Below are 25,780 nucleotides of genomic sequence, written 5' to 3' on the forward strand. Positions count from 1 at the left end.
ATGAACGAACAACCTGAGAACCTCCGTAATTTCACCATCAACTTTGGTCCGCAGCATCCGGCGGCACATGGCGTGTTGCGCCTCGTGCTCGAACTGGATGGTGAAATCGTCGCGCGCGTCGATCCCCATATCGGTCTGCTTCACCGCGGCACGGAAAAGCTGATCGAGCAGAAGACGTACTTGCAGGCGATTCCTTATTTCGATCGCCTGGACTACGTCGCGCCGATGAACCAGGAGCACGCTTTCTGCCTTGCGGCGGAAAAGCTGCTTGGCATTGAGGTGCCGCGCCGCGGCCAGTTGATCCGCGTGCTCTATTGCGAGATCGGCCGCATCCTCTCGCATCTTCTCAACGTGACCACGCAGGCGATGGACGTCGGCGCGCTGACCCCGCCGCTGTGGGGCTTCGAAGAGCGCGAGAAGCTGATGGTGTTCTACGAGCGCGCCTCGGGCAGCCGTATGCACGCAGCTTTTTTCCGCGTCGGCGGCGTGCACCAGGACCTGCCGCCCAAGCTGATCAACGACATCGAGGCCTGGTGCGATCCGTTCCTGAAAGTGGTCGACGACCTCGACCGCCTGCTCACCGCCAACCGCATCTTCAAGCAGCGTAACGTCGATATCGGCGTGGTGCCGCTGAAGGAAGCCTGGGAGTGGGGTTTTTCGGGCGTGATGGTGCGCGGCTCGGGCGCGGCCTGGGACCTGCGCAAGGCGCAGCCCTATGAATGCTATGCCGAGATGGAATTCGACGTTCCGATAGGCAAGAATGGCGACTGCTACGACCGCTACCTGATCCGCATGGAAGAGATGCGCCAGTCGGTGCGGATCATGAGGCAGTGCATCGAGAAGCTGAAGGCGCCGGACGGGCAGGGGCCGGTCGCGGTCGAGGACAACAAGGTCTTCCCGCCGCGCCGCGGCGAGATGAAGCGCTCGATGGAAGCGCTCATCCATCACTTCAAGCTCTACACCGAAGGCGTCCACGTGCCGGCGGGCGAGGTCTATGCCTCGGTCGAGGCGCCGAAGGGCGAGTTCGGCGTCTATCTCGTCTCCGACGGCACCAACAAGCCCTACAAGTGCAAGATCCGCGCGCCGGGATTTGCCCATCTGCAGGCTATGGATCACATCTGCAGGGGCCATCTGCTCGCCGACGTCTCGGCCATCCTCGGCTCGCTCGACATCGTGTTCGGAGAGGTCGATCGGTGATGGCGCAGGCGCCAATCCAGTTTGACCGCGGCTCGGGGGCCCTTGAAGGGGCCAACCTGTGGGAGCGGACGGCTGCCTTGGCGCTGGTGACGGGATCGAAGATCTCCTCGCACTTCTCGCATATGGGCTACATCGCCTGCGCGAACCTGCTGCGGAAAACGCTGCCCGACCGCAACATCGCGATCAAGCTCAACCCCGACGCCGTGTTCGAATTCCCTTACGGCGACGGCTATTGGAGCAAGCTGCTCAACCGCTCCTACAATTACGAGGACGAACTGGAGCTGTTGTTCGCGGACTCCGTCGACGTCGATTACACGCTGCTCGATTGCGGCGCGAACTACGGCTACTGGTCGGTGCTGGTGTCGAGCAAGCCGTTCGGCGCGCACAAGGCGATCGCCATCGAGCCGTCGGGTCAGAACTATCCGAAGCTTGCGAACAACGCCCGCATCAACGGCAACCGTTTCGAGACCATGAAATGCGCGATCGGTGCCGAGCGCGGTACCGCGCGGCTGTCCGGCACCAAGCACGAGGCCTTCAGCATCGCCGGCGCCCCCTCGGCGGGCGGCGAGGAAGTGCCGGTGATTGCGCTCGACAATCTGCTCGATGACGGCAAGGTCGAGGCTGGCGGCAAGTATCTGATCAAGCTCGACGTCGAGGGCGTCGAGATCGAGGCCATCAAGGGCGGCAAGCGGCTTCTTGAAGGCGACAGCGTGATCATCTGCGAGGAGCACGGCAGCGACCGTTCGCACGCGGTGTCGCGCTACATCCTCGAACAGACCCCGCTTAAGCTGATTGTCTACGATCCTAGCACCAATCGCATGGAGACGGTGACCGAACTCTCGATCCTCGATCGCATCAAGGTCTCCACCCACGTCGGCTACAACGTTTTCGGCACCGCAAGCGCATTCTGGCAGGACAGGATCGATGCCCTGAATGCGAAGGCTGTGCGCCGTATCCAGTGAGAGATTGAAGAGATGTCCGTTCGCCGCCTAGCGCCCAAGGAAGTCCAGCCCGCGAGCTTTGCGTTCACGGAGGAGAACCTCGCGTTCGCGAAGCAGCAGATCGCGAAGTATCCGGCCGGTCGCCAGGCCTCCGCCGTGATTGCGATTTTGTGGCGCGCGCAGGAGCAGAACGACGGCTGGGTGTCGGAAGCCGCAATCCGCGTGATCGCCGACATGCTCGACATGCCCTACATCCGCGTGCTGGAAGTTGCGACCTTCTACACGATGTTCCAGCTCGCGCCCGTCGGCAAGAAGGCCCACGTCCAGGTCTGCGGCACCACGCCGTGCCGGCTGCGCGGCGCCGAAGACCTGATCCACGTCTGCGAGAGCCGGATCCATCACGAGCCCTTCCACCTTTCCAAGGACGGCAATTTCAGTTGGGAAGAGGTCGAGTGCCTGGGCGCCTGCGTGAACGCGCCGATGGTCCTGATCGGCAAGGACACCTATGAGGATCTGACCAAGGACAGCTTCGGTAAGGTGCTCGACGGCTTTGCCTCGGGCAATCCGCCCAAGCCCGGCCCGCAGAACGGCCGTCAGTTCTCGGCCCCCATCACCGGACCGACCACGCTGAAGGAGACCACCTGATGCGTGATCTAGCGTCACCGGCAGCGGAGAGGAGCGGCGCCGTGAAGAAGTGGGGCATCGCGATGCATGCCGCTGTCGCGGCCGCCTTCATCTTCCTGCTGCAGCGCTTCACCCTGAACGCGTCGCTGGAAACCAGTCTGCTCTGGGCGCTGACCTTCGCTGTCTGCGCCGCCTGGCTTGCCTACAAGCAAGCCAACCGTTGATCGGAAAGCACTGAAATGCTCGAGGACAAGGACCGCATCTTCAAGAACCTCTACGGCCTCCATGATTGGGGGCTCGAGGGCGCGCGGCGCCGCGGCGCCTGGGATGGCACGAAGGCCATCATCGACAAGGGCCGCGACTGGATCATCAACGAGATGAAGGCATCGGGCCTGCGCGGCCGCGGCGGCGCCGGCTTCCCGACGGGCCTGAAATGGTCGTTCATGCCGAAGGAATCGACCGACGGCCGGCCGAGCTATCTCGTCGTCAACGCCGACGAGTCCGAGCCCGGCACTTGCAAGGATCGCGAGATCATGCGGCACGATCCGCATCTCCTGATCGAGGGCTGCCTGATCGCGAGCTTCGCGATGAACGCGCATGCCTGCTACATCTATGTCCGTGGCGAGTTCATTCGCGAGCGCGAGCACCTGCAAGCCGCGATCGACCAGGCCTATGACGCCAAGCTGATCGGCAAGGACAACGTCAACGGCTGGCCGTTCGACCTCTACGTCGCCCACGGCGCCGGTGCCTATATCTGCGGCGAAGAGACCGCGCTGCTCGAGAGCCTGGAAGGCAAGAAGGGCCAGCCGCGGCTGAAGCCGCCGTTCCCGGCGAATGTCGGCCTGTTCGGCTGCCCGACCACGGTCAACAACGTCGAGTCGATCGCGGTGGCGCCAGACATTCTGCGGCGCGGTGCGGCGTGGTTCGCTGGCATCGGTCGTCCCAACAATGTCGGCACCAAGCTCTTTTGCATTTCCGGCCATGTCGAGCGGCCCTGCAACGTCGAAGAGGCCATGGGGATTCCGTTCCGTGAGCTGATCGAGAAGCATTGCGGCGGCATCCGCGGCGGCTGGGACAATCTGAAGGCCGTGATTCCTGGCGGCTCGTCGGTTCGCATGGTGCCGGCTGAGCAGATCATCGACTCGCCGATGGATTTCGACTCCTTAAGCAAGCTGCGTTCGGGTCTCGGCACCGCGGCCGTGATCGTGATGGACAAGTCGACCGACTTGATCCGCGCGATCGCCCGCATCTCCTATTTCTACAAGCATGAGAGCTGCGGCCAGTGCACGCCGTGCCGCGAGGGCACGGGGTGGATGTGGCGCGTCTTGACCCGCATGGCCGAGGGCCGCGCCCACAAGCGCGAGATCGACATGCTGCTGGAAGTCACCAAGCAGGTCGAAGGCCACACCATCTGCGCGCTCGGCGACGCAGCCGCCTGGCCGATCCAGGGCCTGATCGCGCATTTCCGTCATGAGATCGAAGCGCGCATCGACCAGTATTCGCACAAGGCCGACATCGACGATGCCGGCGTCCGCGATCCCGTGAACATGGTCGCGGCGGAGTAGGAAGAATGACAAAGCTCATCATCGACGGCAAAGAGATCGATGTCCCGCCGGAGTACACGCTGCTCCAGGCGTGCGAGGCTGCGGGCGCCGAGATTCCGCGCTTCTGCTATCACGAGCGGCTGTCGATCGCCGGCAACTGCCGGATGTGCCTCGTCGAGGTGAAGGGCGGCCCGAAGCCGGTCGCGAGCTGCGCCTGGGGCGTGCGCGATTGCCGTCCGGGTCCCAAGGGCGAGCCGCCGGAGATCTCCACGCGTTCGCCGATGGTGAAGAAGGCGCGCGAAGGCGTGATGGAGTTCCTTCTCATCAACCATCCGCTGGACTGCCCGATCTGCGACCAGGGCGGCGAGTGCGACCTCCAGGACCAGGCGATGGGCTATGGTGTCGACACCAGCCGCTTCGCCGAGAACAAGCGCGCCGTCGAGGACAAATATCTCGGTGCGCTGGTCAAGACATCAATGAACCGCTGCATCCAGTGCACGCGCTGCGTCCGCTTCTCGGCGGAAGTTGCCGGGGCCCCCGAGATGGGCGCCACGGGCCGCGGCGAGGACATGGAGATCACGACCTATCTCGAGCACGCACTGACGTCCGAGCTTCAGGGCAATCTCGTCGACATCTGCCCGGTCGGCGCGCTGACCTCGAAGCCATACGCCTTCGCGGCGCGGCCGTGGGAGCTCGGCAAGACGCAGTCGGTCGACGTGACGGACGGCATCGGATCGGCGATCCGCGTCGACACCCGTGGCCGCGAGGTGATGCGCATCCTGCCGCGCGTCAACGAGGCCGTGAACGAGGAGTGGATTTCCGACAAGACCCGTCACGTCGTCGATGGCCTGCGGACCCAGCGGCTCGACCGGCCCTATATCCGCGAGGCCGGCAAGCTGCGTGCGGCTTCGTGGACCGAAGCCTTCGCCGCGATTGCCGCCAAGGCGGGCCGCACCGACGGCAAGCGCATCGGTGCGATCGCAGGCGATCTCGCCGGCGTCGAGGAGATGTTCGCGCTGAAGGATCTGCTCGCCAAGTTCGGCTCGGCCAATCTGGCGGTGCAGGGCGGCGATGGCTTCGATCCCGCGCTCGGCCGCGGCTCGTACATCTTCAATCCGACGCTGGTCGGCATCGAGCAGGCCGACGCGCTCCTGATCATCGGCGCCAATCCGCGCAAGGAGGCGGCCGTGTTCAACGCCCGCATCCGCAAGCGCTGGCGCGGGGGCGGCTTCAAGATCGGCTTGATCGGCGCCAAGGCCGATCTGACCTACGACTACGATCATCTCGGTGCCGGTACAGAGACGCTCGCCGACCTCGCAGCCGGCAAGCACTCCTTCGCCGACGTCCTGAAGAACGCCAAGCATCCGGTCATCCTGGTCGGCGCGGGTGCGACCTCGCGTCACGACGGCGCGGCGATCCTCGCGCAGGCGGCCAAGATCGCGTTCGATGTCGGCGCGGTGAAGGACGGCTGGAACGGCTTTGGCGTGCTGCATGAGACGGCGTCGCGCGTCGGCGCGCTGGATATCGGTTTCTCGGCGGGCGCTGGCGGCCTGAACGCCGCGCAGATGACGACCTTCGGCACGCTGGACCTGTTGTTCCTGCTCGGCGCCGACGAGATCAAGGCGCCGGACGGCACCTTCGTGGTCTATATCGGCACCCATGGCGACCGTGGCGCGCATCGCGCCGACGTGATCCTGCCGGCGGCGGCCTACACCGAGAAGTCGGCGATCTACGTCAACACCGAGGGCCGCGCGCAGATGACGGGACGCGCCGCGTTCCCGCCGGGCGAGGCCCGCGAGGACTGGGCGATCGTCCGCGCGCTGTCAGAAGCGCTCGGCAAGAAGCTTGGCTATGACTCGCTCGCAGCCCTGCGCCAGGCGATCTTCAAGGCGGTGCCGCATCTGATCCGTCTGGACCAGATCGAGACGGGCAGTGCCGACCAGGTCAAGGCGCTCGCGGGCAAGGGCGGCACGCCGGAGAAGGCGCCGTTCAAGGCCCTGATCGAGGACTTTTACCTGACCAACCCAATTGCGCGTGCGTCTGCCGTGATGGCGGAATGCTCGCGGCTTGCCTCCGGGCAGATGCTGACCGCAGCGGAGTAAGCGTGATCTGATGGCATTCTTCGAAAGCGCATTCTGGACCGGGTTCCTCTGGCCGCTGATCATCATGGTCGCGGAGAGCGTGTTGGTGCTCGTCGTCCTGCTGGTCGCGATCGCCTACATCCTGCTCGCCGACCGCAAGATCTGGGCGGCGGTGCAGATCCGCCGCGGCCCGAACGTGGTCGGCCCCTGGGGCCTGTTCCAGTCCTTCGCCGACCTCCTGAAGTTCGTGCTGAAGGAGCCGATCATCCCGGCCGGCGCCAACAAGGGCGTCTTTCTCCTTGCTCCCTTGGTATCGTGCGTGCTCGCGCTCGCGGCCTGGGCGGTGATCCCGACCAACCTCGGCTGGGTGATCTCCGACATCAACGTCGGCATCCTCTACATCTTCGCGATCTCGTCGCTGTCGATCTACGGCATCATCATGGCCGGCTGGTCGTCGAACTCGAAATATCCGTTCCTGGCTGCGCTGCGATCGGCGGCGCAGATGGTGTCCTACGAGGTCTCGATCGGCTTCGTCATCATCACCGTTCTGCTCTGCGCCGGCACGCTGAACCTCTCGGCCGTGGTCGAGGCGCAGAAGCTGCACGGCTTTGCGAGCCTGATCGGCCTGCCGCAGCTCACCATCCTGAACTGGTATGTGTGGCCGCTGTTCCCGATGTTCGTGGTGTTCTACGTCTCGGCACTGGCGGAAACCAACCGCCCGCCGTTCGACCTCGTCGAGGCCGAGTCCGAGCTCGTCGCCGGCTTCATGGTCGAGTACGGCTCGACGCCGTACCTGCTGTTCATGCTCGGTGAGTATGTCGCGATCGTCACGATGTGCGCGATGGCGACCATTTTGTTCCTGGGCGGCTGGCTGCCGCCGGTCGATCTGCCGCCGTTCAACTGGGTGCCGGGGATCATCTGGTTCTCGCTCAAACTGTTCTTCATGTTCTTCCTGTTCGCGATGGCAAAGGCGATCGTGCCGCGCTACCGCTACGATCAACTGATGCGTCTCGGCTGGAAGGTGTTCCTGCCGCTGTCGCTCGCGATGGTGATCGTGGTGGCCGGCGTGCTGCATTTCGCCGGCATCGCGCCGAAGTGAGGTCCGCCATGGGTATCAACATCAACGCCACCGCGCGCTCGCTGCTGCTGTCGGAATTCGTCTCGGCGTTCTTCCTCGCCATGCGCTACTTCTTCCAGCCGAAGCCGACGCTGAACTACCCCTTCGAGAAGGGCCCGATCTCGCCACGCTTCCGCGGCGAGCACGCGCTGCGCCGCTATCCGAACGGCGAAGAGCGCTGCATCGCCTGCAAGCTGTGCGAGGCGGTATGCCCTGCGCAGGCCATCACCATCGAGGCCGGTCCGCGCCGCAACGACGGCACCCGCCGCACCGTGCGCTACGACATCGACATGGTGAAGTGCATCTATTGCGGCCTCTGCCAGGAGGCCTGCCCGGTCGACGCCATCGTCGAAGGCCCGAACTTCGAGTTCGCGACCGAGACCCGCGAGGAACTGTTCTATGACAAGGCCAAGCTGCTCGCCAATGGCGATCGCTGGGAACGCGAGATCGCGAAAGCGATCGAGCTCGACGCGCCGTACCGGTGAGGTGAGGGCATGATCCTTCCCGCGCTGTTCTTCTATCTGTTCGCCGGCATCTGCGTCGCCTCGGCGGTGATGGTGATTGTCTCGCGCAATCCCGTGCACTCCGTGCTGTACCTGATCCTGGCCTTCGTCAACGCCTCCGGCCTGTTCGTGCTGATGGGCGCCGAGTTCCTGGCGATGATCCTGATCGTCGTCTATGTCGGCGCGGTCGCGGTGCTGTTCCTGTTCGTGATCATGATGCTCGACGTCGATTTCCTCGAGCTGCGCGAGGGCTTCATCGAGTACCTGCCGGTTGGCCTCGTGATCGGCGGCATCTTCATGTTCGAGCTGTTGCTGGTCGTCGGCGCCTGGGTGATCAACCCGACCGTGTCCAAGACGATCACGGCGGCGATCCCGACCAACGTCTCCAACACCGAGGCGCTCGGGCTCGTGCTCTATACGAAGTACATCCATTACTTCCAGCTCGCCGGCATGGTGCTGCTGGTCGCGATGATCGGTGCCATCGTGCTGACCCTGCGCCACAAGGCCAGCGTCAAGCGGCAGGACATCAACGTTCAGAACGCGCGCACGCCCGACATGGCGATGGCGCTGCGCAAGGTGGCGCCGGGGCAGGGGCTCCAGGATGCCGATGCGGCGGAGTGGGTGAAATGACGATCGGGCTCGGACACTATCTTGCCGTCGGCGCGATCCTGTTCACGCTCGGCATCCTCGGCATCTTCCTGAACCGCAAGAACATCATCGTCATCCTGATGTCGATCGAGCTGATCCTGCTCTCGGTCAACATCAACTTCGTGGCGTTCTCGACCTTCCTCGGCGACATCGTCGGCCAGGTCTTCGCGCTGCTGGTGCTGACGGTCGCAGCTGCCGAAGCCGCGATCGGTCTCGCCATCCTGGTGGTCTATTTCCGCAACCGCGGTTCGATCGCGGTTGAGGACGTCAATCTGATGAAGGGTTAACCCAGCTATGGTCCAGGCAATTGTCTTTCTGCCTCTGCTGGGCGCCATTCTCGCCGGCCTGATCGCCATTTTCGGCGCGCATGCCCGCAACCCCAGTGGCGATACGGTCGAGCATCACGGTGACGATCACGGTCATGGCGACGCCCATGCTGCGGCCGCCCACGATGACCACGCCCACGACGATCACGGCCACGACGACCACCACGTTTCCGAGCCGCCGGCTCAGGGCTCGCGTGCGGCCGAGCTGATCACGACCGGGCTGCTGTTCGTCTCGGCGGCCCTGTCCTGGTTCACGCTGGTCGACGTCGGCTTCATGCACCACGACGCGCGGATTCCGCTGCTGCCCTGGATTCTCTCCGGCGACCTCCAGGTCTACTGGGCGCTGCGGGTCGACACGCTCACCGCCGTCATGCTGGTGGTGGTCAACACCGTGTCCTCGCTCGTGCACCTCTATTCCATCGGCTACATGGACGAGGATCCGTACCGTCCGCGCTTCTTCGGCTATCTCTCGCTGTTTACCTTCGCCATGCTGATGCTGGTGACGGCCGACAACCTCGTGCAGCTGTTCTTCGGCTGGGAAGGCGTGGGCCTCGCCAGCTACCTGCTGATCGGCTTCTGGTACCAGAAGCCGTCGGCAAACGCGGCGGCGATCAAGGCCTTCGTCGTCAACCGCGTCGGCGACTTCGGCTTTGCGCTCGGCATCTTTGCGGTGTTCGCGCTGGTCGGCTCGACCGATTTCGAGACCATCTTCCATGCGGCGCCCGGCCTCACCGGCAAGACCATCAACTTCTTCGGCTGGCACGCCGACGCCCTGACGTTTGCCTGCGTGCTGCTGTTCATGGGCGCGATGGGCAAGTCGGCGCAGTTCCTGCTGCACACCTGGTTGCCGGACGCGATGGAAGGCCCGACCCCGGTGTCGGCGCTGATCCACGCAGCGACCATGGTGACGGCGGGCGTCTTCATGGTGGCGCGGCTGTCGCCGCTGTTCGAGCTGGCGCCGAACGCGCAGGCCGTCGTGATGTTCTTCGGCGCGACGACGGCGTTCTTCGCCGCGACCATCGGCCTCGTTCAGAACGACATCAAGCGCATCGTCGCTTACTCGACCTGTTCGCAGCTCGGCTACATGTTCGTGGCGATGGGCGCGGGGGCCTATTCGGTCGGCATGTTCCACCTGTTCACCCACGCCTTCTTCAAGGCGCTGTTGTTCTTGGGCTCCGGCTCGGTGATCTACGCGATGCACCACGAGCAGGACATCCGCAACATGGGCGGCCTGTGGCGGAAGATCCCGTATACGTTCGCGGTGATGACCGTCGGCACGCTGGCGCTGACCGGCTTCCCGCTGTTCGCGGGCTACTTCTCGAAGGATGCGATCATCGAGTCCGCCTATGCCTCGCACAACCCGTTCGCGACCTATGCCTATCTCCTGACGGTCGCAGCCGCGGCCCTGACCTCTTTTTATTCCTGGCGCCTGATCTTCAAGACCTTCTTCGGCGAGCCGCACGACGAGAAGCACTACGAGGCGGCGCATGAGAGCCCGATGTGGATGCTGGTCCCGATCGGTGTCCTAGCAGCCGGCTCGATCCTTTCGGGCTTCCCGTTCAAGGAGATATTCACCGGACCTCACGGCGTGGAAGAGTTCTTCCGCGAATCCGTGAAGATGAATCCGCATATCCTCGAGGACATGGAGCACATGCCGCCCCTGCTGGGATGGCTGCCCTTCGTGATGATGGTGGGCGGCTTCGTGGTGTCCTACCTGTTCTACATCCGCTGGACCTATCTGCCGGTCGAGCTCGCGAACACCCAGCCGATGCTGTACCAGTTCCTGCTCAACAAGTGGTACTTCGACGAGCTCTACGACACCATCTTCGTTCGTCCGGCGAAGTGGATCGGCTACCAGCTCTGGAAGAAGGGCGATGGCTTCATCATCGACGGCTTCGGCCCGGACGGCGTCTCCGCGCGCGTCCTCGACGTCACCCGCAATGTCGTGAAGATCCAGACCGGCTATCTCTATCACTACGCATTCGCGATGCTGATCGGTGTCGCCGGCCTGATCACCTGGTTCATGTTCGGCTTTGGAGGCCAGTAAATGACAACCTGGCCCATCCTCTCCGTCACCACCTTCCTGCCGCTGGTCGGCGCGCTGCTCGTCTACCTCGTCCGCGGCGAGGATGAAGCGGCCAAGCGCAACTCGCGCTGGATCGCGCTGTGGACCACGCTGATCACCTTCGCGGTCTCGCTGCTCCTGGTCGCCCGCTTCGATCCCTCGATCGCCGACTTCCAGTTCGTCGAGAAGGCCAATTGGCTCGCCGCCGGCATCACCTATCACATGGGTGTGGACGGCATCTCGCTGCCCTTCGTGATCCTGACCACCGCCCTGATGCCGCTCTGCATCATCGCGAGCTGGAAGGCGATCCAGAACCGGGTGCGCGAGTACATGATGGCGTTCCTGATCCTGGAAACGCTGATGATCGGCACCTTCTCGGCGCTCGATCTCGTGCTGTTCTACTTGTTCTTCGAGGGCGGCCTGATCCCGATGTTCCTGATCATCGGCGTCTGGGGCGGTCCGCGCCGGGTCTATGCCTCGTTCAAGTTCTTCCTCTACACGTTCCTCGGCTCAGTGCTGATGCTGCTCGCCATCATGGCGCTGTACTGGAACGGCAACACGACCGACATCCCGACCCTGATGCATACCGCGGTGCCGCGCAGCTTGCAGACCTGGGCGTGGCTGGCCTTCTTCGCCTCCTTCGCGGTGAAGATGCCGATGTGGCCGGTGCACACCTGGCTGCCGGACGCGCACGTGGAGGCGCCGACCGCGGGCTCGGTGATCCTGGCCGCGATCCTCCTGAAGATGGGCGGCTACGGCTTCCTGCGCTTCTCGCTGCCGATGTTCCCGCTGGCCTCGCATGACTTCGCGCCGCTGATCTTCACGCTCTCGACCATCGCCATCATCTACACCTCGCTGGTGGCGATGATGCAGGAGGACATGAAGAAGCTGATCGCGTACTCCTCGGTCGCGCATATGGGCTTCGTCACCATGGGCATCTTCGCCGGCACCATGCAGGGCGTCGCAGGCGGCGTGTTCCAGATGATCTCGCACGGCATCGTCTCCGGCGCGCTGTTCCTCTGCGTCGGCATCGTCTACGACCGCATGCACACCCGCGAGATCGCGGCCTATGGTGGCCTCGTCAACCGGATGCCGCTCTACGCGCTGACCTTCATGGTCTTCACCATGGCCAATGTCGGTCTGCCCGGCACCAGCGGTTTCGTCGGCGAGTTCATGACGCTGCTCGGCACCTTCAAGGTCTCGCTCCCGACCGCGTTCTTCGCCACGACAGGCGTGATCCTGTCGGCATGCTATGCGCTCTGGCTCTACCGCAAGGTCGTGTTCGGGGCGCTGGTGAAGCCGTCGCTGACGACCATCAAGGACCTCACCTTCCGGGAGTGCCTGACGCTGTTTCCACTGATCGCGCTGACGATCCTGTTCGGCGTCTATCCGAAGCCGGTGCTCGACATGTCGGCCGCCTCGGTCCAGCAACTCGTCAACAATTACAACACCGCGGTGACGGCCGTGAAGGCCGCCGCTCTGCTCCAGTGAGCGGGCAGGTCAGGATATCGCCATGAGCTTTGAGACTGCAGGTTATCAACTGGCGCCGGTCGTGCCCGAGCTTGTGCTCGCGGTCGGCAGCATGGCGCTTCTGATGCTGGGTGCGTATCGCGGGCAGGGGACCACGAAGGCGGTCACTACGCTCGCGATCCTCCTCCTGATCGTGACCGGCATATTGGTGTTGCTGGTGCCAGCGGGCAAGCAGGTGACCTTCGGCGGCAGCTTCATCGTCGACGACTTCGCGCGCTTCCTGAAGATCCTGGCGCTGATCGGCTCGGCGGTGACGCTGATCCTGTCGACGGAGTTCCTGTCCGATCCGTCGCGCCGCATCTTCGAATATTCGATCCTCGTCCTGCTCTCCACCCTCGGCATGATGGTGCTGATCTCGGCCGGCGACCTGATCTCGCTCTATCTCGGCCTCGAGCTGATGTCGCTGGCGCTCTACGTCGTGGCGGCCTCGAACCGGGACAACGCAAAGTCCAACGAAGCCGGCCTGAAGTACTTCGTGCTCGGCGCCCTGTCGTCCGGCATGCTGCTCTACGGCGCCTCGCTGATCTACGGTTTCACCGGCACGGTCAGCTTTACCGGCATCGCGGCATCTGCGACGACCGCCAGCGTCGGCCTGGTCTTCGGTCTCGTCTTCCTGCTCGCCGGCCTGTGCTTCAAAGTCTCGGCGGTGCCGTTCCACATGTGGACGCCCGACGTCTATGAGGGCGCGCCGACGCCAGTGACCGCTTTCTTCGCGTCGGCGCCGAAGGTGGCGGCCATGGCCGTCTTCACGCGCGCGACGCTGACGGCGTTCCCCGGCATCGTCTCGCAATGGCAGCAGATCCTGGTGTTCGTGGCGATCGCCTCGATGGCGCTTGGCTCCTTTGCCGCGATCGGCCAGACCAACATCAAGCGCCTGATGGCCTATTCTTCGATTGGCCATATGGGCTTTGCGCTGGTCGGCCTTGCCTCGGGCACGGTCGAGGGCGCGCAGGGTGTGCTGATGTACCTCGTGATTTACATTGCGATGACGCTCGGCTCCTTCGCCGTCATTCTCGCCATGAAGCGCAACGGCCAGGCGGTCGAGCAGATCAGCGATTTCGCCGGCCTCTCGCGCACCAACCCGCTGCTCGCCTTCTTCTTTGCGATGCTGCTGTTCTCACTCGCGGGCGTTCCGCCGCTCGCCGGCTTCTTCGCCAAGTGGTACGTGTTTGTCGCAGCGATCAAGGCCAACCTGTTCACGCTCGCCGTCATCGGCGTGCTGACGAGCGTGGTGGGCGCCTACTACTATCTCGCCATCGTCAAGACGATGTACTTCGACGAGCCTGCCGGGCAGATCGATCCGGTACGCATCGAGGTGAGGGCCGTGCTGGCGGTGGCAGGCCTGTTCACCATCCTGTTTGCGCTGTTTGCGGGACCCGTCGTGAGTGTCGCCAGCGCAGCAGCAAAGTCGCTGTTCTAGGGATGGGCTTCGCGCTCGGTCATCGCGCTCTCAACGCGGGCTACCGCCTCGCAGCCTTCGACCAGATCGGCTCGACCAATACGGAAGCCCTTGAGCGCGCTCGCCAAGGCGAGCGCGGCCCGATCTGGTTCGCGACCTCAGAGCAGACCGCGGGGCGTGGCCGCCGCCAGCGCGCCTGGATCGCGCCGCGGGGCAATCTCGCCTGTAGCATCCTCGAGGTGATGGACGTCGCGCCGGCCGTTGCCGCCACGCTCGGCTTTGCGGCGGGGCTGGCGGAGGAGGCGGCGCTGGAGCGGGTCAGCGTCGAGGCCGCGCTTCGCCTGGGTCCCGACCGGCCCCGATACACCCTGAAATGGCCGAACGACGTGCTTGCCGGCGGCAAGAAGCTCGTCGGCATCGGCCTCGAAGCCGAGGCCATCGACAACCGCCTTGCCATCGTGGTCGGCATTGGCACCAACGTCGTCGCGGCCCCCGAAGGCATGCCGACGCCTGCGGTATCGCTGGCCGCCCTCGGGATCCATATCAGCGCGGAAGAGCTGTTCGCCGCCCTGTCGGACGCCTGGGTTGAATTCCGGGGCATCTGGGACGCTGGTCGCGGCTTTGCGGAGATCCGCCGCCTCTGGCTGGAGCGCGCCGCCGGCCTCGGTGAGAAGGTCGCGATCCAGACCGGGAAAGCGACGCTCGAGGGCATCTTCGACACCATCGACGAGACCGGCTGCCTGATCGTCCGCACCGCCGACGGCCGGCGCGTGCCGGTGGCCGCCGGCGAGGTGTTCTTCGGCGCGGCCGCATCCATGGGAGCGGCATGATGGCAAGGCCCGACGAACTGGTGTTTGCCCCGCTCGGCGGCGTCGGCGAGATCGGTATGAACCTGTCGATCTACGGCCTCGGTAACCGCCACCAGCGTGCCTGGCTCGCGATCGATCTCGGCGTCTCCTTCGGCGACGAGGAGCACCTGCCGGGCATCGATCTGATCATGCCCGACATCAGCTTCCTGGAGAAGGAACGCAAGAACCTGATGGGTCTGGTGCTGACCCATGCCCACGAGGACCATTTCGGCGCGATCATCGATCTATGGCCGAAGCTGCAATGTCCGATCTACGCGACGCAGTTCAGCGCAGCGCTGTTCGAGGCCAAATGCGCGGCCGAGCGCAATCCGCCAAGGATCCCGGTCACCGTGATCCCCTCCGGCGGTCGCGTCGACATCGGCCCGTTCAACGTCGAGTTCATCCCGGTCGCGCATTCGATTCCGGAATCTCATGCGCTGGCGATCCACACCGAGGCCGGCACGGTGCTGCACACCGGCGACTGGAAGATCGATCCGACCCCGATCATCGGCCGTCCCACCGACGAGCGGCGGCTGCGCCAGCTGGGTGAGGAGGGCGTGCTTGCCCTGATCGGCGATTCCACCAACGCGGTGCGCGAGGGCCGCTCGCCCTCGGAAGCCGAAGTCGCCAGGACCATCATCGAGCTCGTCAAGGAAGCCAAGGGCCGCGTCGCGGTGACGACCTTTGCTTCAAACGTCGCGCGCATCAAGGCGGTGGCGGAGGCGGCTCGCGCCGCCGACCGCGAGGTCGTCGTGGTCGGCCGCGCCATGGACCGCGTCGTGCAGGTCGCGCGCGAGACCGGCTATCTCGAGGGCGTCCAGAACTTCCGCTCGCCCGAGGTCTATGGCCATCTTCCGCAGAACAAGGTGCTGGCGCTGTGCACCGGCAGCCAGGGCGAGCCGCGCGCGGCTCTGGCGCGCATAGCCAATGATGACCATCCCGAGATCACGCTGAACCGTGGCGACTGCGTGATCTTCTCCTCGCGCACCATTCCCGGCAACGAGAAGGCGGTCGGCTCGATCATCAATAATCTGGTCCTCCAGGGCGTCGAGGTCATCACCGACCGCGACCACCTGGTCCACGTCTCCGGCCATCCCCGCCGCGACGAATTGCGCGACATGATCGCCTGGACCAGGCCGCAGCTCCTGATCCCCGTCCATGGCGAGGCCCTGCATCTCCACGAGCACGCCAAGCTCGCGCGCGCCGCCGGCGTGCCGCGGGTGCTGGTTTGCCGCAACGGCGATCTGGTCAAGCTCGGCCCGGGCGACCCCGGCATCGTCGGCGAGGTGCCTTCGGGCCGCCTCTACAAGGACGGTACGATCCTGGAGGATTCCAAGTCGCGCGCGGTGGTCGAGCGGCGGCGGATGGCTTTCTCCGGTTGTGCTTTCGTCGCCATCGCCATGACCGCGCAGGGCGAGCTTGCCGACGAACCCGAGGTCGATCTCGTCGGCATCCCCGAGAAGAACAAGGCGGGCGAGCTATTCGACGACCTGGTCTTCGACGCCGTGGTCTCGACGATCGAAGGCCTGCCAAAGCCGCGCCGCCGCGACCCGGACGCATTGGGCGAGTCGGTGCGACGGGCGGTCCGGGCCGTGATCAATGAACATTGGGGCAAAAAGCCCCCCTGTCTGGTACATGTACTGACAGTCTGAATTTTTTGAGCAGATCCCTTCGCAAAACCGCGTCACACTTTGCGCTAACGCGGCCCTTCGGGTCCGGATCATGCTCTAAGGGAGAGAACCATGCTGGGCCGGCTCAACCATGTCGCGATCGCGACCAAGGACGCCGCCAAGGCGGCAAAGATCTATGGCGCGGCGTTCGGCGCGCAAATTTCCGAGGCCGTGGCTCTGCCCGAGCACGGCGTGACCACCGTATTCGTGACGCTCCCCAACACCAAGATCGAATTCATCGAGCCGCTGGGCGAAGCGTCGCCGATCGCAAAGTTCCTTGAGCGCAATGCCGACGGCGGCATCCATCATATCTGCTACGAGGTCGCCGACATCATCACCTCGCGCGACGTGTTGGTGAAGGAGGGCGCGCGGGTGCTCGGCGACGGCGTGCCGAAGATCGGCGCGCATGGCAAGCCGGTGCTGTTCCTGCATCCGAAGGACTTTTCCGGCGCGCTGGTCGAGATCGAACAGGCGTAGGGCAGGGCGATGGCCTACCAGATCTCCACCGCGCTCGCGATCTACTTCGTGCTCTGGTGGGTCACGCTGTTCGTGACCCTGCCGTTCGGCGTGCGCAGCCAACACGAGGACGGCGTCGGCGCCCCCGGCACCGATCCCGGCGCGCCGATCCTGACCGGGATGCGCCGCAAGCTGATCTGGACCACGCTGATCTCGGCGGTCGTCTTTGCGATCGGCATGGCCGCCTATCATGCCGGCTATCTCTCGATCGAACGCTTGTCGAAATTGATGGGAATGCCGTTCTAGAGTTTTCGAGACGACGCTTTGGGGGAAGAAATGACATTTCAACGGATCGTCATTGCGCTCTTGATATTGATCGTCGCAGGGCTTGCCGCGATAGGTTATTTCGAATGGAAGATGGCCGTGCAGGTCCGCACCATGAAGGCCTTCGTCGAGGGCTACGTCTTCAACGAGGCGGTGATGGCTTGTGAGCAGGCGCAGAGCTCGACGCCGTTCAAATGGAACGGCGGCAAGAGCACCGCGATCGCCGGACTGCATTCGATCAAGCTCGACAAATATACGGTCGTTGCGAGCTACACGCTGGTAGCGGACGGCGTCTATTGCGATTACGATCCGATCAAAAGAAAGGCCGATATCGGTTCGAGCTTCCTGGAGCGCGACTGACGATCCGGCCAAAATCATGGGCAGGAATCGTCATGACGCAGGGGCAGGCGGAGAGCTATCGGATTCTGCATGAGGTGGATCTGCGGGACTATCTCGCGGGCCGTCCGAAGCTGGTGACGGTGCTGGGTGGCGCACCGGGCGACTGGTCGATCACGGAAGTCGGCGACGGCAATCTCAATCTCGTCTTCATCGTGAAGGGAGCGCGCGGTGGCGTTGCCGTGAAGCAGGCGCTGCCCTATGTCCGCCTGGTCGGGGAAAGCTGGCCGCTGCCGCTGTCCCGCGCGCATTACGAATACCTGGCGTTGACGCGACAGGCCGAGCTTGCGCCTGGCCTCGTGCCGTCGGTGCTGCATCACAATGACGCGCTTGCGCTCACGGTGATGGAGCTGCTCGAGCCGCACATCATCATGCGCAAAGGGCTGATCGCCGGCACGCAATATCCGCGCTTCGTCGATGACGTCACCACCTTCATGGCGCAAACATTGTTCTTCACCTCCGATCTCGCGCTTACCGCCGCGGAGAAGAAGGAGGGCATCGCGGCCTTTGCCGGCAATCACGCGCTCTGCAAGATCACCGAAGACCTCATCTTCACTGATCCCTATCGCGTGGCCGAGCAGAACCGATGGACCGCGCCCTACCTCGACGCGACGGCCGCGGCCTTGCGCGATGACATGGAGCTGCATGTCGCGATCTCCCGGCTGAAGCTGAAATTCATGGCGAGCCCGGAGGCGCTGATCCATGGCGATCTCCACACCGGTTCGATCATGGTGACGGGGAGCGAGACGCGGGTGATCGATCCCGAATTCGCGTTCTACGGCCCGATGGGGTTCGACGTCGGCGCCGTGCTGGCCAATCTCCTGATGGCCTATTTTGCCTCCGCCGGCCACGAGCGCGCGCCTGGCGAGCGCGCCGCCTTCGAGGCCTGGGTGCTGGAGACGGTCGAAAGCGTCTGGAACGGGTTCGCCCGCAAATTCCTCGACCTCTGGCGCGCCGGCGCCACGGGCGATGCCTATCCCGTCTCGCTGTTCGCTGGCGAGCAGGGCGCCGCGCGGCTGGAGGCCGAGCGGCAAACCTACATGCAGCGCCTGTTCGCCGACACCGTCGGCTTCGCCGCCGCAAAAACCATTCGCCGCATCTTCGGTCTTGCCCACAACATCGATTTCGAGCTGATCGAGGATCCGAAGCGGCGTGCGATCAGCGAAGCCCGCGCCGTCCGTCTCGCGCGCGGAATGATGGTGGAGACGGCAGCGTTTCCTGCTATCGCGGACGTTACCGGCGCTGCGCGAAAGCTGCGCGATTGGCAGGCGGAATTGTCAGGCTAAAGACGTCGCGCGAGGCGCACGCTCCGCTCGCAATGACGGGAGGGGCTGTTGCGGAACGCTAATACAGGCGCATCGGCAGCAGGGCGCCGTCCGTGCCGACCAGCAGACCCCAGGTCTCACTGGCCGCGACCTCGAACTCCCGGCTCTGGACCTTGCCGCCCTCGACCTTGAGGGTGACCTCGTACTTGCCGGGCGGCAGGTCGATCCTTTGGCCGTCCGGCAATTCGCCTGCAGCGGCGTCGGAGTCAGTCAATTTCTCGCCGGCGTGCGCCGCAAGCCTGATCGCCTGCTCGGCAACGGTGATGACTGCCGCTTCATCCGTTTTGTTGCCGAGCAGCAGCCTCACTTGCCCCGGCTTCGGCAGAAGGCCGGCAGTCGCCGGGGCGAATTTGCGCCTCGACAGCTCTGCGACTGTCTTGTCATTCTGACGGGAGAGCCGGAGCAGGACCGGTCGTGCGGCCGTCGTGAAGGTGATCACCGCCCTATCAGGTGCGACGACCGCTCCGTCATTCTCGGCCCAGCCACGCTTGCCGAGTGCGTCGCGGTAGAAGTCGAGCACGGCTGCGAGATCGCGCGGCGTCTCGGCGTAGACCGAATTGATCTGCGGCGAATTCTTCGCCGTCGTGAGGACCCAGCCCTCGGGCAGCGGCAGACCGGTGTCTGCGGAAACCTTGGCCTCGAACCCCCGGCTTGTGGCCTCTGTCAGGACTGAAATGGCGGCGCAGAGCAGGCGCTGGGCGACGTATTCCGGGGTGCAACGGCCCTTGACCGCCCACCACGTCACGTCGCCGTGGTCGTCCGACCCCGATGTGCGGGTCCAGCCCGTGTGGATTTCGCCCGTCGGACTCGCCCCGGCAGGGCTTGGCGTGACTGGGATTGCCAGCACAGCCGTCGCCGCGACCAAGCTGCCGACGAGCGAAATGCCCAGCGTTCGGCTTTTCATCTCCGGATTTCCATCTCTACGAGATCCCTGGGCTAATGGCCCTCGTCCTGAGCTTGGTCGCATCGATCTCGGAAGACGTTCACTGCTCGTATAGCGTTGTTTTTTCAGCGGATTTTGAGTTCGCGCCCGGCCCGGGCCGTCGTTCGGAACCGGCGTCGCTCCTGGCGACTGTCATTTGTCTCCCGAGCTCCGGCTTCAGGAATTCAGGACGGAGCGCGTGCCGCGACTGCGCAAGGTTTGGTCTCGATCAAGACGAAAAGAGGAGCTTGCGTTTGGCGTGCCGCGAATGGTCAACTCGGAATAGGCCTGCAGTGTCGGAGGGGAATATGATGTTCAGGATAATGGCAATCGTCGCGGGTTTAGGGCTGGCGCTCGCCGCCACGGCGGAGGCCCAGACACCGCGCAAGGGCGGAACCATCCGCATGACCGCGCCCTACGGTTCGAGTTTCACCAGCCTCGACATCCACACCACCCAGCGCGCCCAGGACGAAATCTACGCCAAGGCCCTGCATCGCTCGCTCTACATCTGGGACTCCGCGGAAGGAAAGCCGGTTCCTGAACTTGCGAAGGAGGTCATCGTCTCGGGCGGCGGTCTCGTTCAGACCTTCAAGCTCCGCGACGACGCCTATTTCCATAACGGCCGCAAGATGACGGCCGACGATGTCATCTGGTCCTTCAATCGCATCATGGACGGCGCCAAGGCCTATCCCGGCGCGCGCTATGTCCGCATCATCGAGGGCGCGGCCGCGCTGGAGAAGGGGCAGGCCAAGGAGATCTCCGGTCTGAAGAAGATCGACGACTTCACCGTCGAGATGAAGCTGACCGAGAAGGTCGATCCCGGCTTCTATTTCTTCACCGCACTGACGTCGATCTATCCCGCCGACGAGGCCGCCAAGGACAGCTTCATCCAGCATCCGATCGGCCTTGGGCCATTCAAGTTCGTCGAGCACGTGCCGGGATCGCGCATCGTCATGGAGCGGTGGGATAAGTTCTACAAGCCGGGCAAGCCCTATGCCGACAAGGTCGTCGTGTCGATCATGGCCGAGGCGGCTGCGCGCGACGTCGCCTTCCGCAACAAGGAGATCGACACCTCCGTGCTCGGGCCCGCGCAATATGTCGCCTATCAGGCCGATCCCAACCTCAAGGGCACCATCGCCGAGGTCGCCGAGGTCTTTACCCGTTACATGGGGATGAATCCGGCATTCAAGCCGTTCGCCGACAAGCGTGTCCGGCAGGCGATCAACTACGCGATCGATACCGACCTGATCATCAACAAGCTGGTCAAGGGCAAGGCCTATCGCGCTACAAGCTGGCTGCCGCTGACTTCGCCGGCCTACGACAAGAAGATGAAACCGTACGCTTACGATCCCGCCAAGGCCAAGCAGCTGCTCGCCGAGGCAGGCTATCCCCAGGGCTTCGAATTCGAATGGACCACCAGCCAGAATGAAAGCTGGGGCCTGCCGATCGTCGCGGCCGTGATCCCGATGCTGGACAAGGTCGGCATCAAGGCCAAGGTCAAGCAGGTCGAGGCCGCGGTGCTGGCGGAGGTGGTTCGCTCCGGCGACTACCAGGCCTTCATCTATTCCCAGCAGACCGGCCCGGATCCCCAGGCCGCGCTGAAATGCTTCCATTCGTCGACGCCGCAATCGGCCTGCAACTACATGAACTTCAAAAACGCCGACTTCGACAAGATCCTCGACGAGGCCGGGCAGGCCGACGACACCGCCAAGCGCACCCAGCTGCTGCAAAAGGCCAATGCGCTGCTCTATGACGAGGCACCGGTCTGGTTCTTCAACTACAACAAGGCTGTTATGGCCGTGCAGCCCTGGCTCCACGGAATTCAGCTGAACGCGACAGAGCTGACCCACCAGAACGTCGAGGACGTCTGGGTCGACGAGACCTCGCCCGCGAAGTGACACGCGTTCTCGTGCTCCCTCCGTCGCGATGAGCGATGGAGGGAGGGAAGAAAGTGCCGATGCTCTCCTTCCTGATCCGTCGCCTCCTGCAAACCATTCCGACGGTGCTCGCTGTCGTGCTGCTGGTCTTCGTGCTGTTCAGCGTTGTTCCCGGCAGCATCGCCTCGACCATGAGCGACGACGTCGATCCCCAGGTCGAGCTGCGCCTGAAGCAGCAACTCGGCCTGAACGATCCCGTCTATGTGCGCTTTGGCAACTACATCGCCAAGCTCGCGACCGGCGACTTCGGCACGTCGTTCCGGACGCGCGAGCCTGTGACGACGATGATCGCCAAGCGAGCATGGCCGACGCTGCAATTGATCTTCACGGCCATGGCGTTTTCCGTTGTGGTCGGCGTGCCGCTCGGCTTCATCGCCGCATTGCGGCCGGGCGGTCTCGTCGACAGCGCGGCAATGGTCGTGGCGGTGTCGGGGCTATCCATCGCCAAATTCTGGCTCGGACTGGTGCTGATGTATCTGTTTGCGTTGAAGCTCGGCTGGTTGCCGAGTTTCGGCTATGGCGATGGCGGCCTGAAATATCTGCTGCTGCCGGCCGTGACACTCGGCGTCTCACCTATGGCGTTATTTGCCCGGACGACGCGTGCTGCGGTCCTCGAGATCATGACGGCTGATTTCGTCCGCACCGCGCGCTCCAAAGGCATGAGCGAGACCCGGGTGGTGAAGTGGCACGTGATGCGCAACGCGCTTGTCATCATTCTCACCACTGTCGGCCTCCAGTTCGGCGGGTTGATGGGGCAGGCGGTCGTCGTCGAAAAACTATTCTCCTGGCCGGGCATCGGCTCGCTGCTGGTAGACAGCGTCTTGCAGCGAGATATTCCGGCCGTCCAGGGCTCCATTCTCGTGGTGGTGCTGGCCTTTCTCGCGATCAACTTGCTGGTCGACGTGCTCTACGGCGTGATCGATCCCAGGATCAGATACGCATGAAGCTCCGCGCCAATCTCATCATCGGTGGCGCGTTGTTCGCGCTCGCGATTGTGGTCGGGGTACTGGCGCCCTGGCTCGCGCACACCGATCCCGTCCTCGACGCCAATCTGATGAATGCGGAGGAACCGCCGAGCTGGACCTGGTGGTTCGGCACCGACGACCAGGGGCGCGACATCTATTCCCGCGTCGTCTACGGGGCGCGGGTCTCGCTGACGGTCGGCATCGCCTCGCAGCTCATCAACAGCGTCATTGGCGTAGCGCTGGGTCTGAGCGCCGGCTATTGGGGCGGCTGGTGGGACGATTTCGTCAACGCACTGACCAATGTCATGCTCGCGATCCCCTCGCTGATCTTCGCGCTCGCCATCATGGCGGTGCTTGGACCGGGCCTGACCAGTCTCTTGATCGCACTCGGGCTGACCAATTGGTCCTTCACCTGCCGGATCGCACGCGCCTCAGCACTGTCGCTCAGAAGCCAGGGCTATGTGCAGGCCGCCACCGTGCTCGGCTACGGCGATCTGCGCATCATGATCACGCAGCTCCTGCCGAACATGCTCGGGCCGATCGTCGTCATTGGTACGCTTGGCATGGGCAGCGCGGTCCTCTCTGAGGCCGCCTTGTCGTTCCTCGGCCTCGGCGTCCGCCCGCCGTTTCCGAGCTGGGGCAGCATGCTGTCGGATGCCCGCGACCAGATCACGACGGCGCCATGGCTCTCGGTCTTTCCGGGTCTCGCGATCTTCCTGACGGTGCTCGGGCTCAATCTGCTCGGCGACGGCCTGCGCGACATCCTCGATCCCCAATCGCGGAGCCGGCGGACATGACCGGCACACCGCTGATCGAGGTCGAAGACCTCCGCATCGATCTCGACGATGGATCGCGGCGCGTTGCGGCGGCGGAGAGCATCTCCTTCCGCATCGATCGCGGCGAGACGTTCGGCCTAGTCGGTGAATCCGGCTGCGGCAAGAGCATCACGGCGCTGGCCCTGATCGGCCTGCTGCGGCAGCCGCTGCAGATCGGAGGTGGCGTCATCCGGTTCGACGGGCGAGAAATTCAGCACCTTTCGGCCGCCGCCCAACGGGATCTGCGTGGCAATCGCATCGCCATGATCTTCCAGGAGCCGATGACGGCGCTCAATCCGGTCTCGCCGGTGGGACGGCAGATCGCCGAGATGTTCGTGCTCCACAAGGGCAAGAGCTGGCGCGAGGCCAACCAGCTAGCCGTCGAAGCGCTGGCGAGTGTCCGCGTCCCCGCGCCGGAGCGGCGCGTGAACGATTACCCGCACCAGCTTTCGGGCGGCATGCGGCAACGCGTGATGATCGCCATCGCCCTCGCATGCGGTCCGGATCTTCTGATCGCCGACGAGCCGACCACCGCGCTCGACGTGACCGTGCAAGCGGAAATCATCGAGCTTATGCGCAATCTGTGCGCCGAGAGAGGAACGGCTATTCTGATGATCAGCCACGATCTCGGCCTGGTCGCCAACGTCTGTCGCCGCGTTGCCGTCATGTATGCCGGCCGCATTGTCGAGGAGCGCGGCTCGGCCGATATCTTCCGGGCGCCCTCGCACCCCTATACGCAGGGCCTGGTCGACTCGCTGCCGCGGCTGGGCAGCCGCGCGGCGCTTGGCCGTAACAGGCTCAAGGAGATCGCGGGCGTCGTTCCGGCCATCACGAATTTCCCGGCCGGGTGCCGTTTCAATCCGCGTTGCGCGCAGGCGACCGATATTTGCCGGACAGTCGCGCCGGAGGCGACATTGCTGGAAGCGGGCGGTTTCGTCAGGTGCCATCACCATGCATGAGCCACGGGGCAGGCCGAACGACGATATCGTTCTCAGCGTCGAGGATCTCGCGGTCCATTTTCCGGTGGGAGGCGGCTTGCTGGGCCGCGGCCGGCGGCTGCTCCGTGCCGTCGACGGCGTCGATCTCAGCTTGAGGCGAGGCGAATGCCTCGGCCTCGTCGGCGAGTCCGGCTCGGGCAAGTCGACGGTCGCGCTTTCGATCCTTGGTCTGCTGAGGCCGACGCGCGGCCGCATCGTGGTGGACGGACAGGTCGTGACGGGCCGGCAATCCGGCGATCGCAAGGCGCTCGCCCGCATCGTGCAAATGGTTTTTCAGGATCCCTACGCTTCTCTCAATCCACGCCAGACCGTTCGTCGCACGCTCGAAGATCCCCTGCGCGTGCATGGGGTGACCGCCGCAAGCGAGATCGAGGACCGTGTTGCGACGATGCTCCGGCATGTGGGCCTGCGGCCCGAACAGGCCGACCGCTACCCGCATGAATTCTCGGGTGGCCAGCGCCAGCGTATCGGCATTGCGCGCGCGCTGATCCTCAATCCCAGGATCGTCATCTGCGACGAACCGGTGTCGGCGCTCGACGTCTCGATCCGCGCCCAGATTATCAATCTGCTGCTGGAATTGAAGGAAACTCTCGGCCTCTCATACATCATGATCAGCCACGACCTCGGCGTCGTCGAACACATGAGCGACAGGGTCGCCGTTATGTATCTCGGCCGCATTGTGGAGAACGGCGATTGGCGCGAAATCTTCGAACGGCCGGCGCACCCCTATACGCAAGCCCTGATCTCCGCCATTCCCGATCCGCTCCGTCACGCACCGTTAGCTACGACAGGCGGCGACCTTCCCAATCCGCTCAATCCGCCGAACGGATGCGCCTTCAGCCCGCGCTGTCGTCACGCCGAAGCCGTGTGTCGCCGTGAGCCCGGTCCGTCACTTGAAACGCGTCCCGACGGACACTCGGTCCGGTGCTGGCGGAGTGACGAGATTGCCGGTCAGACGGCTTTGGCCTCGAGCGAAAGCGGACATGCTGAGCACGGAGCATCCTGATCTGCGCGGCTCGCCGGTCTGAGGCCATTGTCAGGCCAGTCCCACCACTTTGGATGCGGTGTTGCCGAGGCGCAATGATTTGCACCCCGCGCCCTTACTGGCACGTGACAGCAGGTCAGCAGGACTCTAGACTTTCGGCTAGG

The 25,780-nt window shown here is 64.2% G+C and carries 25 protein-coding genes; 24 read left to right on the top strand and 1 reads right to left on the bottom strand.

Annotated features, from left to right (window positions below):
- From NLN62_RS38190 to mtnK, 19 genes are all read left to right on the top strand, one after another.
- Positions 1 to 1,197, top strand: coding sequence for an NADH-quinone oxidoreductase subunit D (locus NLN62_RS38190; protein ID WP_254112164.1), 1,197 nt, complete (start codon positions 1 to 3; stop codon positions 1,195 to 1,197).
- On the top strand, positions 1,197 to 2,159 hold the full coding sequence (locus NLN62_RS38195) for an FkbM family methyltransferase (protein WP_254112165.1): 963 nt from the start codon (positions 1,197 to 1,199) through the stop codon (positions 2,157 to 2,159). Before NLN62_RS38190 ends, NLN62_RS38195 begins: the two co-directional genes overlap by 1 nt.
- Before the next feature lie 12 nt (positions 2,160 to 2,171).
- Entirely contained in the window at positions 2,172 to 2,783 is a 612-nt protein-coding gene (nuoE, locus tag NLN62_RS38200) for an NADH-quinone oxidoreductase subunit NuoE (protein WP_027523798.1), read from the top strand.
- A complete protein-coding gene (locus NLN62_RS38205; protein WP_254112166.1) occupies positions 2,783 to 2,986 on the top strand; it encodes a hypothetical protein in 204 nt (67 codons plus the stop codon). Before nuoE ends, NLN62_RS38205 begins: the two co-directional genes overlap by 1 nt.
- 15 nt (positions 2,987 to 3,001) lie before the next feature.
- A complete protein-coding gene (gene nuoF, locus NLN62_RS38210) occupies positions 3,002 to 4,327 on the top strand; it encodes an NADH-quinone oxidoreductase subunit NuoF (RefSeq protein WP_254112167.1) in 1,326 nt (441 codons plus the stop codon).
- 5 nt (positions 4,328 to 4,332) lie between these two features.
- Positions 4,333 to 6,408 (top strand): NADH-quinone oxidoreductase subunit NuoG, encoded by a 2,076-nt coding sequence (gene nuoG / locus NLN62_RS38215; RefSeq protein ID WP_254112168.1) that lies wholly within the window; start codon positions 4,333 to 4,335, stop codon positions 6,406 to 6,408.
- Positions 6,409 to 6,418: 10 nt separating this feature from the next.
- Positions 6,419 to 7,486 (top strand): NADH-quinone oxidoreductase subunit NuoH, encoded by a 1,068-nt coding sequence (gene nuoH, locus NLN62_RS38220; protein WP_254112169.1) that lies wholly within the window; start codon positions 6,419 to 6,421, stop codon positions 7,484 to 7,486.
- Positions 7,487 to 7,500: 14 nt separating this feature from the next.
- Positions 7,501 to 7,989 (top strand): NADH-quinone oxidoreductase subunit NuoI, encoded by a 489-nt coding sequence (nuoI, locus tag NLN62_RS38225; RefSeq protein ID WP_026232873.1) that lies wholly within the window; start codon positions 7,501 to 7,503, stop codon positions 7,987 to 7,989.
- 9 nt (positions 7,990 to 7,998) lie between these two features.
- Complete coding sequence (locus NLN62_RS38230) at positions 7,999 to 8,637, top strand: NADH-quinone oxidoreductase subunit J (protein ID WP_027523803.1); 639 nt, start codon at positions 7,999 to 8,001, stop codon at positions 8,635 to 8,637.
- Entirely contained in the window at positions 8,634 to 8,942 is a 309-nt protein-coding gene (nuoK, locus tag NLN62_RS38235) for an NADH-quinone oxidoreductase subunit NuoK (protein WP_027523804.1), read from the top strand. Before NLN62_RS38230 ends, nuoK begins: the two co-directional genes overlap by 4 nt.
- Positions 8,943 to 8,949: 7 nt before the next feature.
- Entirely contained in the window at positions 8,950 to 11,028 is a 2,079-nt protein-coding gene (gene nuoL, locus NLN62_RS38240; RefSeq protein ID WP_027523805.1) for an NADH-quinone oxidoreductase subunit L, read from the top strand.
- On the top strand, positions 11,029 to 12,537 hold the full coding sequence (locus NLN62_RS38245) for an NADH-quinone oxidoreductase subunit M (RefSeq protein WP_027523806.1): 1,509 nt from the start codon (positions 11,029 to 11,031) through the stop codon (positions 12,535 to 12,537).
- A gap of 22 nt (positions 12,538 to 12,559) precedes the next feature.
- Positions 12,560 to 13,996, top strand: a complete 1,437-nt coding sequence (nuoN, locus tag NLN62_RS38250) for an NADH-quinone oxidoreductase subunit NuoN (RefSeq protein ID WP_027523807.1) — start codon at positions 12,560 to 12,562, stop codon at positions 13,994 to 13,996.
- Positions 13,997 to 13,998: 2 nt separating this feature from the next.
- Positions 13,999 to 14,805, top strand: coding sequence for a biotin--[acetyl-CoA-carboxylase] ligase (locus NLN62_RS38255; protein WP_254112170.1), 807 nt, complete (start codon positions 13,999 to 14,001; stop codon positions 14,803 to 14,805).
- The gene (locus NLN62_RS38260; protein WP_254112171.1) at positions 14,805 to 16,475 is read left to right on the top strand and encodes a ribonuclease J; all 1,671 of its coding nucleotides are present in this window, start codon (positions 14,805 to 14,807) and stop codon (positions 16,473 to 16,475) included. Before NLN62_RS38255 ends, NLN62_RS38260 begins: the two co-directional genes overlap by 1 nt.
- 90 nt (positions 16,476 to 16,565) lie before the next feature.
- The gene (mce, locus tag NLN62_RS38265) at positions 16,566 to 16,970 is read left to right on the top strand and encodes a methylmalonyl-CoA epimerase (RefSeq protein ID WP_027523810.1); all 405 of its coding nucleotides are present in this window, start codon (positions 16,566 to 16,568) and stop codon (positions 16,968 to 16,970) included.
- A 9-nt stretch (positions 16,971 to 16,979) separates the two neighbouring features.
- Complete coding sequence (locus NLN62_RS38270; protein ID WP_027523811.1) at positions 16,980 to 17,255, top strand: DUF1467 family protein; 276 nt, start codon at positions 16,980 to 16,982, stop codon at positions 17,253 to 17,255.
- 30 nt (positions 17,256 to 17,285) lie between these two features.
- Positions 17,286 to 17,633, top strand: a complete 348-nt coding sequence (locus NLN62_RS38275; protein ID WP_254112172.1) for a hypothetical protein — start codon at positions 17,286 to 17,288, stop codon at positions 17,631 to 17,633.
- Positions 17,634 to 17,665: 32 nt separating this feature from the next.
- Entirely contained in the window at positions 17,666 to 18,955 is a 1,290-nt protein-coding gene (mtnK, locus tag NLN62_RS38280; RefSeq protein WP_027523813.1) for an S-methyl-5-thioribose kinase, read from the top strand.
- A gap of 58 nt (positions 18,956 to 19,013) precedes the next feature.
- On the opposite strand, the gene NLN62_RS38285 is transcribed toward mtnK, so the two are convergent.
- Positions 19,014 to 19,898, bottom strand: a complete 885-nt coding sequence (locus tag NLN62_RS38285) for a hypothetical protein (protein ID WP_254112173.1) — start codon at positions 19,896 to 19,898, stop codon at positions 19,014 to 19,016.
- Positions 19,899 to 20,224: 326 nt separating this feature from the next.
- Here NLN62_RS38285 and NLN62_RS38290 point away from each other — a divergent pair, with 326 nt between their 5' ends.
- From NLN62_RS38290 to NLN62_RS38310, 5 genes are read left to right on the top strand one after another with little or no spacing between them, the layout of a single operon-like run.
- Positions 20,225 to 21,814 carry an ABC transporter substrate-binding protein gene (locus tag NLN62_RS38290; protein ID WP_027523815.1) on the top strand — a complete coding sequence of 530 codons (1,590 nt, stop codon included), beginning with the start codon at positions 20,225 to 20,227 and terminating at the stop codon, positions 21,812 to 21,814.
- Between the two features lie 59 nt (positions 21,815 to 21,873).
- Positions 21,874 to 22,797: an ABC transporter permease gene (locus NLN62_RS38295; protein WP_027523816.1), complete on the top strand. Its 924-nt coding sequence runs from the start codon at positions 21,874 to 21,876 to the stop codon at positions 22,795 to 22,797.
- Positions 22,794 to 23,615, top strand: a complete 822-nt coding sequence (locus NLN62_RS38300; protein WP_027523817.1) for an ABC transporter permease — start codon at positions 22,794 to 22,796, stop codon at positions 23,613 to 23,615. The genes NLN62_RS38295 and NLN62_RS38300 overlap by 4 nt, the downstream gene beginning before the upstream one ends.
- Positions 23,612 to 24,592: an ABC transporter ATP-binding protein gene (locus tag NLN62_RS38305; protein ID WP_027523818.1), complete on the top strand. Its 981-nt coding sequence runs from the start codon at positions 23,612 to 23,614 to the stop codon at positions 24,590 to 24,592. Before NLN62_RS38300 ends, NLN62_RS38305 begins: the two co-directional genes overlap by 4 nt.
- Positions 24,585 to 25,637 carry an ABC transporter ATP-binding protein gene (locus NLN62_RS38310; protein ID WP_035662732.1) on the top strand — a complete coding sequence of 351 codons (1,053 nt, stop codon included), beginning with the start codon at positions 24,585 to 24,587 and terminating at the stop codon, positions 25,635 to 25,637. The genes NLN62_RS38305 and NLN62_RS38310 overlap by 8 nt, the downstream gene beginning before the upstream one ends.
- Positions 25,638 to 25,780 lie beyond the last annotated feature (143 nt).

This window comes from Bradyrhizobium sp. CCGUVB23 (assembly GCF_024199885.1).
Taxonomy (GTDB): Bacteria; Pseudomonadota; Alphaproteobacteria; order Rhizobiales; family Xanthobacteraceae; genus Bradyrhizobium.